This window comes from Parabacteroides provencensis, assembly GCF_900232875.1.
GTDB classification, from domain to species: domain Bacteria; phylum Bacteroidota; class Bacteroidia; order Bacteroidales; family Tannerellaceae; genus Parabacteroides; species Parabacteroides chinchillae.
Map to the genome: position 1 here is coordinate 1511555 of NZ_LT960488.1, position 13304 is coordinate 1524858.

The 13304-nt window shown below is 40.6% G+C and carries 11 protein-coding genes and 1 pseudogene; 1 reads left to right on the forward strand and 11 read right to left on the reverse strand.

Annotated features, from left to right (window positions below; all coding sequences use genetic code 11):
- Positions 1 to 402 precede the first annotated feature (402 nt).
- The 11 genes and pseudogenes from CTY47_RS06625 to CTY47_RS06675 all read right to left on the reverse strand — a co-directional run.
- The gene (locus CTY47_RS06625) at positions 403 to 852 is read right to left on the reverse strand and encodes a YqaA family protein (RefSeq protein ID WP_099463970.1); all 450 of its coding nucleotides are present in this window, start codon (positions 850 to 852) and stop codon (positions 403 to 405) included.
- Positions 837 to 1841 carry a hypothetical protein gene (locus CTY47_RS06630; protein ID WP_099463971.1) on the reverse strand — a complete coding sequence of 335 codons (1005 nt, stop codon included), beginning with the start codon at positions 1839 to 1841 and terminating at the stop codon, positions 837 to 839. The genes CTY47_RS06625 and CTY47_RS06630 overlap by 16 nt, the downstream gene beginning before the upstream one ends.
- A 29-nt stretch (positions 1842 to 1870) precedes the next feature.
- Entirely contained in the window at positions 1871 to 3142 is a 1272-nt protein-coding gene (gene purD / locus CTY47_RS06635; RefSeq protein ID WP_099463972.1) for a phosphoribosylamine--glycine ligase, read from the reverse strand.
- A 63-nt stretch (positions 3143 to 3205) separates the two neighbouring features.
- Positions 3206 to 5218 (reverse strand): LamG domain-containing protein, encoded by a 2013-nt coding sequence (locus tag CTY47_RS06640; RefSeq protein ID WP_099463973.1) that lies wholly within the window; start codon positions 5216 to 5218, stop codon positions 3206 to 3208.
- A gap of 49 nt (positions 5219 to 5267) precedes the next feature.
- Positions 5268 to 7409 (reverse strand): S9 family peptidase, encoded by a 2142-nt coding sequence (locus CTY47_RS06645; RefSeq protein WP_394340709.1) that lies wholly within the window; start codon positions 7407 to 7409, stop codon positions 5268 to 5270.
- 40 nt (positions 7410 to 7449) lie between these two features.
- Complete coding sequence (locus tag CTY47_RS06650; RefSeq protein ID WP_099463975.1) at positions 7450 to 8886, reverse strand: THUMP domain-containing class I SAM-dependent RNA methyltransferase; 1437 nt, start codon at positions 8884 to 8886, stop codon at positions 7450 to 7452.
- 87 nt (positions 8887 to 8973) lie between these two features.
- Positions 8974 to 9867, reverse strand: a complete 894-nt coding sequence (locus CTY47_RS06655) for a serine acetyltransferase (RefSeq protein ID WP_099463976.1) — start codon at positions 9865 to 9867, stop codon at positions 8974 to 8976.
- 50 nt (positions 9868 to 9917) lie between these two features.
- Positions 9918 to 10367, reverse strand: a complete 450-nt coding sequence (locus CTY47_RS06660; protein ID WP_103982799.1) for a hypothetical protein — start codon at positions 10365 to 10367, stop codon at positions 9918 to 9920.
- 21 nt (positions 10368 to 10388) lie between these two features.
- Positions 10389 to 10862, reverse strand: coding sequence for a pyridoxamine 5'-phosphate oxidase family protein (locus CTY47_RS06665; RefSeq protein WP_099463978.1), 474 nt, complete (start codon positions 10860 to 10862; stop codon positions 10389 to 10391).
- 132 nt (positions 10863 to 10994) lie between these two features.
- On the reverse strand, positions 10995 to 11174 hold the full coding sequence (locus CTY47_RS17290) for a hypothetical protein (RefSeq protein WP_233202118.1): 180 nt from the start codon (positions 11172 to 11174) through the stop codon (positions 10995 to 10997).
- A pseudogene (locus tag CTY47_RS06675) lies at positions 11175 to 12179 on the reverse strand (ISAs1 family transposase); the annotation flags it as partial.
- 388 nt (positions 12180 to 12567) lie between these two features.
- On the opposite strand from CTY47_RS06675, the gene CTY47_RS06680 reads away from it, so the two are divergent.
- Positions 12568 to 13266, forward strand: coding sequence for a succinate dehydrogenase cytochrome b subunit (locus CTY47_RS06680; RefSeq protein WP_099463980.1), 699 nt, complete (start codon positions 12568 to 12570; stop codon positions 13264 to 13266).
- Positions 13267 to 13304 lie beyond the last annotated feature (38 nt).

Genomic DNA, 13304 nt, shown 5'->3' on the forward strand with positions numbered 1-13304 from the left:
ATACTCAGATTTAAGGAGGAGAGTCTTGTACTGATTTTAAATTAAGTAGTATGACTATTCTCTTTGATTCAAATTTTGTCACTTCCTTACTCCATAGGCTAACAAATTATAAGTTTATATTTATCTCATTTCAGATGAAGCATACATAAATATCATTTGTTCTACAGCGTCCTATTCATTATCATGAATTATGGTTTATCCACAGCAAATCTTTTATTCGTTTAGAACTTTGCAAATATAGATAATAATGTTTCAAACTGATACGAACTGGTATGATTAATTTACAATGTTATACAACATAGACCAGTTCGTACCTGTTGAAAAGAATAAATTATAATTTTGTAGACTAAAAAGGAAGTTTTATTTTTTCAAAAATTCCACAAAGAAAAGTCAACACTTGATTTACAACATATCTTGCACTTTATATACAAATTCCATCCATACCCAATAACGAATGGCTTTTCCTAAAAACATGGAGATAGCAACAATCCATATATTTGCCCGAAGAAATCCTAAAGCTACTGCAATAAAGTCTCCTATCCCAGGAAGGAAAACAAAAAACCCCATCCAAGAGCCTTTATCTTTTATCCAATTTTGCACTTTTTCAAGTTTCGCGGGATCCAACTTCAAATACTTTTCAATCCACTCTACCTTACCGAGCATACCCAGCCAATAGCAGCTCATACCTCCCAGGAAATTTCCTAAAGTAGCAGCAACCATACAAGGCCAATATGCGGCTCCGGCAAGCAATACTCCTGTCAGAACAACCTCACTGCTAAAAGGCAATATAGTTGCAGCTAAAAACGAAGCTACAAATACGCCGATATATCCATATTCTATAAGAAATTCCATAAGCGGATAAATAAAAGTGCAATAAACAGCAATACTGTAAAATGAAACAACCAGAATATATATTTGTTATGTACTACAGTAAAGAAATGCGCCATTAATATAGAAGAAGGAACACAGGCCATTTCCAAATATTCTTCAGATGATTGTTCATATATAAAAAACAAGACAAATGACCAGATAGCCAAAACAATAACAAAAGACAAAAACTGCCGCGTACGTAAATTATCTTCATACTCATGCGCTAGGATGTTAATGGAAGCAATAATTGTTATCAATGCCACATAGATAAGGCCTATCCAATCTATAAAAGTTCCTTTTATCTGCAAGAAATGTATTTTAAACAATGAAGTAAAAGGAATAATAAATGGTGAAAAATCTTTTTGCCAGACACACCATCCCAAAACAAACCAATAAACAGTACTAACTCCTAAAAAGGATGCCATAAACGTACGGACATTCAACGAACGAAACCGATACATCCCATACCAGAATAATGGCAGAAACCATAATATATGTATCCAAAGCAGACTACCTACTCCGATTAACAGAGCGGCATTGTATGCTTTACCCATTGATTCCGGATCATGATAAGATGTGAACAATTGATAAACAGCAAAAATCAGGCAAAAGACTCCTAAAGAAGTAGATTTAAGAGGAAAAAAGTCCGGATTTGTACTAATAAGCAAAATAAAAAAAAGAAACGGGAGCAACGTCTTTTCCCTGATAAGCATAAGAGCATAATTAGCTCTATGTAAAAGAAACGCACCCCCAATCATTAACGCCATACCGATTACATAGGTAAATGCCTTATTAGGCAAAAGCTGGCAAATAGCATTCCAGAGAGGAGGAGCAGCTACCTCGCCATATACAGGATAGCCTATTGAATAAACATAGCTCACTATCCAACTGACTATACATGCAATAAATGCATATAAATAGGCAGTTGGAGTAGCAATTGTATATTTACGATATTGTGACGTTCCTCTCATTTATACAGTATACAGAACTTCCGCCAATTCTATAAGTCAAAACCGATATCACTCCGGAAATATTTCTTTTCGAAGTTTATGGCTTTTGCACCTGCAAACGACCTGTTCAAAGCATCCGCTTTATCTTTACCATACGAACTAACTGCAATAACACGGCCTCCGTTTGTCAGAATCTGTTCTCCGGAAGCTTTTGTGCCGGCATGGAAAATTATATTTTCCGACGATACTTTATCCAGTCCGGAAATAACTTTATCCTTTTCATAAGTTTCAGGATAGCCCCCGCTGACAAGCATCACAGTCACGGCCGCACGAGGGTCGTGTACTAATGTGCGCTTTGCTAAATTTCCTTCGGCAATGCCTTCCAACAAATCAACCAGATCGCTCTGAATGCGAAGCATTACTACTTCTGTCTCAGGATCACCCATACGGCAATTATATTCTATTACCATCGGTTCGTTCTTTACGTTGATAAGCCCTAAAAAGATAAAACCTTTATAATCGATCTTTTCAGCCTTCAGCCCTTCGATAGTAGGACGGATAATACGTTCGTCCACCTTTGCCATAAATACTTCATCTGCAAAAGGAACCGGGGAAACAGCTCCCATACCACCCGTATTCAAACCCGTATTGCCTTCTCCTATACGCTTATAATCTTTAGCGACCGGCAGGATTTTATAGCCGTTACCATCTGTCATTACAAAAACAGAACATTCTATCCCATCTAAAAACTCTTCAATAACGACAGTCTTACTGGCATCACCAAACATACCGCCCAGCATATCGCCCAACTCTTTCTTTGCTTCATCCAGACTATCGATAATCAAAACCCCTTTTCCTGCTGCCAAACCATCAGCTTTTAAGACATAAGGAGCAGACAACGATTCAAGGAATGTATATCCTTCCTGCAGATTTTCAGCAGAAATACTTTTATAGCGAGCTGTCGGGATATGATGGCGCATCATAAAAGATTTGGCAAAGTCTTTGCTTCCCTCCAACTGGGCACCTTCTTTACTTGGTCCGATCACAGGAATAGTAGCCAAGGCAGAATCTTTTTTAAAGAAATCGTATACACCTTTTACCAGAGGATCTTCCGGGCCAACAACAACCATATGAATATCATTTGCCAAAACAAATTCTTTAATAGCAGAGAAGTCATCGGCTTTCATATTTACATTCGTACCAACAGAAGCTGTACCGGCATTACCGGGAGCAATATATAACTTATCCGTTTTCGGACTTTGTGCAATCTTCCAGGCTATTGCATGTTCGCGGCCGCCGGAGCCCAATAATAAAATGTTCATATATCCTTTCTTAGCTTTAATAAATTGGGGCAAATGTACAAAATCTATTTTGAATACCCTCTGTTACCGGATAATAAGGTCGGTTGTTACTGTCCGTTTCAGCGGTATCCACAGGATTAATTTGTCTCCGGTCAGGGTTGGTATATATCCGTATTGGTAATCTTTTCCTTTTGCTAGTACATCAGCGTCGAGGGTAATCTCTGGCTCCTGTTGTTTCCTGTTATTGATAACCAGTATCAGATTATTCACTGGAGAGCTTTGCGATGCTTCGATTACCAGACGAAGCGGTGAGCCATCCGGTTGTACGCTCTTTCTTTCCAGCAGGTAAGCCCGTTGGTAAACATCGTATCCTTTGCTGATAAAGTCTCCCTCTACCACTCGGATCGAAGGAGGATAATTCCAAGAACGGGCCAGTGGCAGGAGAGAGAGGATCGAGTCAGTGGTCATTCCTACCATTTGCCGAGCGATGACGGTATTGTTCTCTCCCCGTTCTACCAATTGTTCTTTTCCACTGATCTGGGTCAGTGAAGTATGGGAAGGTTTGTCGGAACTGCTTGCGTTGCGCCCGTCGCTTTTGATCTGCGAGACAGGCCAATGGTTCCAGCAGGGGAACGTTGAATAGCCTTCCACCCATCCGAAGTTAAACGGCTTGGTGATCCGTTCGGGCTGAAAAATAGAGAATGGTTTGTACCGGGCTTTTATATTAATAAGTTGGATAGGTTGATGACATGGGGAAGGGAAGCTCCCGGGAGCCCCGTTCGCCCACGAGTAGACGGCGGTTTGCCCGTCCATGTCGGCAAACTGGATGGCTTCCATCTCCAAATTGTCCTGTGGTTTGGTGCCGGGTTGGTTAAACAGGATAGTTTCCTGGAACTGGTATGTATCTGTATCAAAATAATCGGAGTGGAGTATTTGTTGTCTGATACCTACGCCATCCGGATAAATAGTCCAGTATTCGTCTGTCCAGTCGCCCCAGCCGGTTTCATCTTCATGCATGATCTGGTTATGGATACCGGCCAATGCATATCGCCAGTGTATGACACAACGGGCAGGGGTAGATTCCAGAATGCGCACATGCGAGTAGCGGCATTGTTTGTCGCCCATAGCTTCAAAGCATTGTCCGTCGCCGTAGTCTTCCAGGCTCTGATCTGTCATCCAAATATTGTTTTCGCTCACAATTGCCGGGATGTATCCTGTACCTCTCCAAAAGATATACTTGATCGGTATATCAGGGAAGCGAATCACTATATCCGGATAATCGCCTGTTTTCCATAGGGACTCCCAGCCTTCGGTATAACGTAAACGGGTATAATAGGCTCCAAAGGGGCCTTCCTGGATATTTGCTGAAGGCATTTGCGGCATAGGTAATGCCTGCATACCCACTTTGCCAGTCTTTCTTACTTGGGCTGCCAGGTCTTTTTCCGAAGGGTTTTGGTCGGAAATACGGAGTTCGTCAATGAGTCCGTTGAAACGCATCCATGTTTTTTCTCCTTTGCTAGTGGGGCCTTCTGTGTAAGTGGGAGTTTGTTTGGTTTGTGTTTTTCCGATCATAAGCGGGAGATCGGAAGCATAATCGACCTTTCCCTTAGCGGCAAGCAACTGGATACATTTGCCGTTGATGAACAAACGGATCCCCGAGGATTCGTCGAAAGCCATTGCTACATGCGACCACCGGGCTTGTGGCAAGGGCTGATCAGCCATGCAGCTTAGCCAGTTGCCGTTTACGGACAGAGCACCGGTCAGTTTCCCGTCTTGGTTGATCCCCAGAAAGAATCCTTTGTTAAAATCTTTTTCCTGATCGATAATGGCCGACTGGTTGAAGGAGTACTCTTGCGGGGCGACCCATGCTTCAATAAAAAGGGAAGTTGGGTTCAGCTCCGTACCCTTTTCTATCCAATCGCTGGTGTATCCGTTGAATAGAGCGGCTTTACCTTCTATGCCTTCTACATACCTAATGTTTCTAACGATACTTGCAGTCGATACCGTGTCATTGAAGCTCCAGTTTTTTCCGGGTGGCTGGGCGGATAGTTGTATGCAAATGCACCCTGATAATAATACCAATCCTGTTTTTTTCATATCTGTATGTATATAATAGGTTGTACGATTATCAGGGAGCAGTTGCAGACTATTTCTTCAGATAGTCGTCGAAATACCGCGTGATTTTCTCATAAAGATGCGGACGGTCTTTTCCGGTTACATTATGAACATGGCGCGGATAAACAAAATAATCAGGATAAGTATCTGCATCCACACATGCCTTCAGGAAACCTAAACTATGCTGCCAGACAACTACCGGATCAATATCACCATGTATCAGCAACAAATGCCCTTTCAGATTTCCTGCTTTCAGTTTTAGATTGGCATTCTTATATCCTTCCGGATTATCCTGCGGACGATCCATATAGCGTTCACCGTACATAATTTCGTAATTGCTCCAATCGATCACCGGACCACCTGCTACTGCTACTTTAAATACGTCCGGATATGTCAGGATCAGGTTTGTCGTCATAAAACCACCATAGCTCCAGCCATGCACACCAATACGGTCAGAATCTACGTAAGACAGACTTTTCAGGAAATCCACGCCTTTCATTTGATCTGCCATTTCATTCACTCCTAAATTACGATGGATCACACTTTCAAATGCATGTCCACGATTAGCAGAACCCCGGCTATCCAATGTAAAAACCACATATCCACGTTGTGCCATATATATATCCCAACCACGCACACCATTCATCCATTCTCCTTTCACCAATTGTGTACGCGGACCACCATATACATATATAATAGTAGGATATTTCTTTGTTCCATCAAGACCTAACGGTTTTACTAACCGATAATTCAAATCCGTAATCCCGTCATCAGCTTTAATTATACCTGTTTCAATCTCCGGCATTGTATATCCTTCATACGGATTCTTTGCTGACAACAACGTTTTAACAGATTGTCCGTCCTTCGTCCTGATAACATCTATATCACGGGGAACAGACGGGGAAGAATTACGATCTATTGCATACAAACCGGAAAGGCTGACAGATACGTTATGCACACCTTTCTTTATATTCAGACAGGTCCGTTTGCTATTCTTCAGATTTACTTTCCAAGCATATACCTCCATCGGGGTCCCGTAACTGAAAGAACTTAACGGGTGCGGAGCTGTTGCGGAAATAAAGATATTTTCTCCTTTTTGATCGAAACCAAGTATATCCAAAACCACCCATTCACCAGAAGTCAGTTGTTTTAGTTGTTTGCCAGTGGTGTCGTATAAGTAAAGATGGTTATATCCGTCTCGCTCACTTTGCCAAATAAACTTGTCCGGATCATTTGGCAAGAAAAGAACCGGATGCAAAGGATCAACATAACGTTCATCCTTTTCCGTAAATAACTCAGCTTCTTTTTCTCCGGTCAGAGCCGAATAGCGGACTAATTGCATATCGTTTTGATCACGATTCAATTCGGCAATATAAATACTCTTTTCATCCGGACTCCAGGCTATATTTGTAAGATATTTTTCTTTGGGTAACCCCGTCTTAAGCCATACTGTATTTCCTGTAGACAAATTATAAACGCCCACTGTTACCTCATGGCTTTTCATACCTGCCATCGGATATTTATGCGGTTCAGCCACTGCACAACGGGCATCAATATTAACAAAAGGATAATCGGTAACCATACTTTCGTCCATCCGGTAAAAAGCCAGTGCAGAACCTTTAGGAGACCAAAATGTCCCTTTCACAATACCGAATTCATTCTGATGTACCGACTTACCACAAACAACTCCGTCCTGTGTTTCACGTGTAACAACACTTACTTCATTATCGGGAGAAAGGATACGAAGATTATTTCCTTCCGTAAAAGCAAGATAACCATTAGCCGGACAAAAGTCATAATTCGCTCCATCCTTAGGCAAACGATAGTCGGCAACTATTTTATTCTCTTTAAAGTTATAACAAATCCGATGTCCTTTACTTTCAAAAGAAACAACTGGCTCTCCGGCATAAGGCAAAGATAACACGGGTAAATTTCCTGTTGTTTGCAAACCTGCTGCAATCAAGGCGTTATTCAACTGCTCACGTGTAAGCACTACCTTTTCTGTATCACCAGGAACAGTTCCCAGCAAACTATCACCTTTGGCATATATATACATATCACCACACCACTGCAACTGTTCCAGGTTTCGGGGAACAAAACGATTATACGTCTTTCCTCCCGGAATCAGATCATGTAAGGTAAGAGTATCTTTATTTTGAGCTATAAGCGACATAGATACAGAAACGATCAGCAGACAGACCAGTCTTATTCTTTTAATCACCGAAATCATTCTTTCCTCCCCTTCTAAAAGGTTTTTTAAATGAACGTTTATCATCACGACGCCGACCTTCATCACGATAACGCATTTTTCCAACCTTTTTACCCGGGATAAAATTAGAACGTTCTTCATCATTCTCACCATGAGCTGCTGCAAAACGACGATCCGGACGATCCATGCGTGCAGTACGGAAATTTGTATTTTTAACCGTTTTCGAGCCATCAGAACGCTTCACTACGGGAGAGCGGTCGGAACGATCTTTATCTTTTCCTTCATTCAAAGCTTTCTTATAGTCTTTATTCTTTCCATCAAACATTTCATAGCAACGATATTCACATTCCAATGAGCCATTCATCAACTTCATCTTTTCACTCGGACGAAGTCCTATCTTATCAAAACATTCGTCTTTATAGCTCAAGATCCATGCCTGATAACCTGTAAATACATGCTTCAAACGTTCACCTATCATATTGTATAATCCCAGTAGGTCACGAGACGAAATACGTTCTCCATAAGGAGGGTTCATAACCAGTATACCAGGCTGTGGTGCTTCATTATATTGTTGTAAAGGCACTACTTTCAGATCAATATATTTTACTAATCCCGCACTCCGGATATTTTCCAAAGCAATATCTATAGCTGCTTGCGAAATATCGGAACCGTAACACTTAAACGTGAATTCCCTCTCTTTACTTTCATCATTATAAATACGATCAAATAACTCCTGGTCAAAATCGATCCATTTCTCAAAAGCAAATTCCTTACGATGAATACCCGGTGCAATATTAAGAGCAATCATCGCAGCCTCTATCAGTAGCGTACCCGATCCACACATCGGATCAACAAAATTAGATTCTCCTTTCCAACCTGTTTTCATAATCATACCGGCAGCAAGCACTTCATTCAGCGGAGCTTCTGTTTGATCCACACGATAACCGCGTTTATGCAAACTTTCGCCCGAGCTATCAATAGAGAGTGTACAATCATTATGCGAGATATGAATATTAATATATAAATCAGGATTATTCACACGAACAGAAGGACGCTTCTGCATCTTTTCCATAAAATAATCGACAATAGCGTCCTTCGTACGATATGCAACAAATTTAGAATGGTTAAAATCTTCGGAATAAATCACAGAATCTATTGCAAACGTCTTGTCTAACGACAAATATTTTTCCCATTCTACTTTCTTTACTTCATTATATACGGTATCTGCATCTTTGGCTTTGAAGTGATAGATCGGTTTTAGGATACGAAGTGCCGTACGACAACAAAAGTTTGCCTTATAAAGCAACTCTTTATCTCCTGTAAAAGAAACCATACGACGACCTATTTGCAAATCGTTGGCACCCAAGGCTAATAACTCACCGGCCAAAATATCTTCTAACCCATAAAGGGTTTTGGCCACCATTTCAAATGTCTCGTTCATTTCAATTGAAAGTTGAAAACAGATTCATAAATCTGCATTTTGATTGTTTATATTGTTTTTAAATTCATCCATCCAAATCAACAGCCATTAACCAACGATCTGCTGCACTATCGCTCCGGCCGGAACATCTTCCGATATCCATACGTTACCGCATATTGTAGCGCCCTTGCCAATTCGTATCTTGCCAATTAATGTTGCATTCGAATAAATAGTAACATGATCTTCCAATACCGGATGGCGTGCCACACCTCGTATTGCATTGCCATTCTCATCCGGTGGCAACTTTTCTCCTGCCAGACTGACACCCTGAAATATACGAACAAAGTTCCCTATCACACTTGTCTCGCCAATCACTGTACCTGTTCCATGGTCTATTGAAAAATGATGACCGATCCGTGCTCCGGGATGGATATCTATTCCTGTCTCAGAATGAGCCATCTCTGCAATGATTCGTGGAATATAAGGAACATTCTGTTTGTAAAGCTGATGAGCAATACGATAATTGACTATTGCCCTAAAACCGGGATAACAAAATATAACTTCACCCGGATTTTGCGCAGCAGGATCACCATTAAAAGTAGCTTCTATGTCTGTTGCCAAAACAGCCCGTATTTCAGGAAGATTAGAAATAAATTCTTCAGAATGCTTTTCCGCAATCCGAAACACTTTTTCCTCCGGACAAGTAGCACAAGAAGCATCTGCGAAACAAAGTCCGGCATAGATTTGGCGCGAAAGTAAAGCGTGAAGTGTTTCCACATTCACACCCGTATGAAAACGAATGGTTTGTTTATTAATACGTGCATTTCCATAATATCCGGGAAATAAAACAGACCGGCACAAATCCACGATTTCCTTCAAAACCTCAGCCGAAGGAAGCGCTTCTTCATCCCGGTAAGCATGAAACAATTGCTTGTACGATGCCTCATCCGATAGTTTATCCACCGTGTCACCCAGTACTTTGCTATGCTCCTGCAAATTCATTGTTTCTCAGAATATTCTTTATGCTTGGCAAAGATAACTTATTTTTCAATTCAATAATTCAACACTACCCTAAATTGCAATTCCCCCGGCGGTACATTAACTGCAAAATCACTATATGTTACATAGAAAGCAATTGACCCCGGCATAAAATCGAAGTTAATAATTTCAGACCATCTTGCATCCTCTGTATTTTCCAAAGGTAATGTATATGGTAATGGGGTTTGCACTTCATTATTTTGTCCCGGATTCTGGATCAGATAAGCAAATACATTTCCGTCCACATAAAGATCGTTTGTAAGCTCCTTTATCGGAACTTCACACATATAATACGGATTACGTCCATCAGGATCAGAATACATCTTCCAATCTTTCTCACGTATTGTATATGTATCTACAAACCAGTACATACCAGAACCATCCTGCCCCGGAGGGCCAGCCGGACCTTCACAAGCCGTAAAGGCAAGCAAGATCATAAAAAAAAGTAAAAAATTCTTCTTCATTATTATCTCTATTTTTATAGTTTACTTCTTATGCGGTGCTCCAAACTCCTTGCAGGTCACTTCGTCCATTTCCACCTTCCATATCTTAACATTCACAACGGCCGGATCACTATACTTGAAAGTCTTATCTGAATATTGTTTCATTATAATATCCAACGCTTCCACTTTCCGGTCAAAATTTTCTTCGTAAGCCACCTTGCCCCAACAGATTACGCTTTTGGAACGCATTCGGTAGCTACACGCCACTTCGGGATGCTGAAACACCAGTGCATGATCAGTGCTGAAGGTGATACAAACTTTCGGGTTTCTTTCCAGAATAGAAATACTGCGCCCTTCCTGTGCAGAATGCAGATAAACAACACCATCGCGATAGCCAAAATTCATCGGCAAAACATAAGGCGTTCCGTCCGTATCGGCCAGGCCTACGTAGCAAACATCACATTTGCTGATTATAAATTCTATCTGTTCTTTCTCTGTATGTACAAGCGTCTTCATTTCTTATTCCAATTACGCTCACAAACATAATTAAAAAAGTTCAATCCTGTATTTTCTGTTTATGCAATTCTTGCGCAGGATTATCTTAATCACACCGGCCAACATCGCTTTTTCCCGGCCAGGGCAAACGCATTAGGATTTTTGATATAGTACCATTGCCTTTTTCATTATCTCTTTCTTTATATTGGGCTTTAATGCTGCTGCTAACATTTTCTTTTTCAAGGATGCTCCTTTTTTGTATGTAAAGGCTTTCAGTACCGGCATTGCCATTTTTCTTAATATAGCCAGGTTTAACACTTGGTTCTTTTTCATTTTGGTCTCATCTTCATTAAAAGATACATCTAGTTGCCAATGCAAATTGTTCTCTATTTTCCAGTGATTTCGTATGATATTCAATTGCATGGGTGCATCTTTCTCCAAGGAAGATATGAAACATCTTGTTTCTGTGGTCGTTTCTCCTGTAGACAGTATCGTTCTTTGGGAAGTAATTGTACCAAAGCTTTTGATTCCTTCCCATTCTTTTCCACACTCAGGTATCCATCCCTAATGAGAACAGGAATGACAAATACGGACTTCTTCTCTCCCATGTCCTCGGGTTATTTCTTCGGCATGATCTATCCATTTAGCTTTATCACGGTTGTTTTCTACTCGAATCCCTTCTAATATACCTTCATATAATTTCTCTTGATTGGCTTTCACAATAATCAGATAATCAGCTTTAGCTGCTGTAATAGCTTTGATAGACTCTTTTTGACAATGTAGAGCGTCCGCAGTAATAATAGTACTTGCCAAATAAAGGTCTGTAACTAATTTGCGAAGTTGCTCGGGCTCGTTTATCTTTTTATCTGCCACCTCCTGTCCTAAACACAATCCGGTTCCGGTAGCATAAGCAGTAACTACATTCAAACCAGAAACATCGGTTACAGAGGCAGCATATTTGCCATCAAAGGCTACTATTTCTTTATCTTTACTAGCCTGAGAATGATCCAAATCGCCGCGTAATTGAGATTGAAGGGCTGACATAGTCTTGCGAAAAGATTGTTCCAAACTCGAGGGATTAACCAAAGAGAATAAGCGACTAAAAGTATCATGGGAAGGCACACCAACAAAACAAGAACCTAAGTACTCAGAGAGCAAATCTTCACTAGATTCAGCGATTTCAACGATATCATCCCAGTCTTTACCTCCACAAAGGATACCAACAAAAGCCATGAAAATAATGCTACAGGAAGGGTAGTATAGACGATTACCTGTACGGAAGTCTTCAACATCACGAGCAAAAGATAATAATAAAGAGTAATCAGAAGAAGGAGTCATAAAGAATATAAGTTAGAGATACAAAGCAAAGGTAGAAAAAAGTACAAAAAACACAGGAAAGAAAGAAAAAATCCTAATGCGTTTGCCCTGAATAACAAGATGAAAAGTTTAGTTGATAACTATCAGCCAAGCGGTTGATAATTATCGGCCATACGGTTGACAATTGTCGGCCGCTTGGCTGATAGTTATCAACTCAAAACTTGTCCGTCACAAAAACAGATTTCATCACCAGGCCATTTAGAACCGGCAACGTCAGAAATTTTTCATTACAGAAATATTTCCTTATTCTTATTGCTTGATATGCGGATTTAGCATACCTTTGCGTGATAATTACATAGTTTAAGGTTGAAACTTCTAAACACAATTAAATAACTTAAATTATTATCTTATGTGGTTACTTAATTCTTCTATCGGGAAGAAACTGATAATGAGTATATCAGGCATCTTCCTTATTCTGTTTTTATTGTTCCATATGTCCATGAACGTGGCAGCTGTATTCTCCGGGGCAGCTTACGACGCGATCTGTGCATTTCTGGGAGCAAACTGGTATGCCGTAGCTGCTACAATGGTGTTGGCTGCAGGCTTCATTATCCACATCATTTACGCATTCATTCTGACATTGCAGAACCGTAAGGCTCGCGGAAACGACAGTTACGCTATCAATGCCCGTCCGAAAGGCGTTGAATGGGCTTCTCAGAACATGCTTGTGCTGGGTATTATTGTAATTCTGTTCCTGGTATTACACTTCACTCAGTTCTGGTACAACATGATGTTTGCCGAATTAATGGGACACCATGAAGTTATGCTGGGCGATGGTACGGTAGCTTCTCCCCAGAGCGGCGCCACTTTTATTAATTATTATTTCAAAGGCAACATCCTTATTACCGTGTTATATCTGATATGGTATGTAGCTTTGTGGTTCCACCTGACTCATGGTTTCTGGAGTGCAATCCACACATTGGGTTGGAACAACACTATCTGGATGAGCCGTTGGGAATGTATCTCTAAAATCTTTGCAACCGTAGTTTGTGCTATCTTTGCAATTATCACTATTATTTTCTATCTGAATGGTGTTGGCGGTTGCTAAGGAACCGGTTTTCTGCATAAGCTGACAATTAATAATCA

Bases quoted from the DNA above. Each gene is read 5' to 3' on its own strand.
- CTY47_RS06625 (WP_099463970.1), bottom strand. From the start codon at position 852: ATGGAATTTCTTATAGAATATGGATATATCGGCGTATTTGTAGCTTCG.
- CTY47_RS06630 (WP_099463971.1), bottom strand. From the start codon at position 1,841: ATGAGAGGAACGTCACAATATCGTAAATATACAATTGCTACTCCAACT.
- purD (WP_099463972.1), bottom strand. From the start codon at position 3,142: ATGAACATTTTATTATTGGGCTCCGGCGGCCGCGAACATGCAATAGCC.
- CTY47_RS06640 (WP_099463973.1), bottom strand. From the start codon at position 5,218: ATGAAAAAAACAGGATTGGTATTATTATCAGGGTGCATTTGCATACAA.
- CTY47_RS06645 (WP_394340709.1), bottom strand. From the start codon at position 7,409: ATGTCGCTTATAGCTCAAAATAAAGATACTCTTACCTTACATGATCTG.
- CTY47_RS06650 (WP_099463975.1), bottom strand. From the start codon at position 8,886: ATGAACGAGACATTTGAAATGGTGGCCAAAACCCTTTATGGGTTAGAA.
- CTY47_RS06655 (WP_099463976.1), bottom strand. From the start codon at position 9,867: ATGAATTTGCAGGAGCATAGCAAAGTACTGGGTGACACGGTGGATAAA.
- CTY47_RS06660 (WP_103982799.1), bottom strand. From the start codon at position 10,367: ATGAAGAAGAATTTTTTACTTTTTTTTATGATCTTGCTTGCCTTTACG.
- CTY47_RS06665 (WP_099463978.1), bottom strand. From the start codon at position 10,862: ATGAAGACGCTTGTACATACAGAGAAAGAACAGATAGAATTTATAATC.
- CTY47_RS17290 (WP_233202118.1), bottom strand. From the start codon at position 11,174: ATGAAAAAGAACCAAGTGTTAAACCTGGCTATATTAAGAAAAATGGCA.
- CTY47_RS06680 (WP_099463980.1), top strand. From the start codon at position 12,568: ATGTGGTTACTTAATTCTTCTATCGGGAAGAAACTGATAATGAGTATA.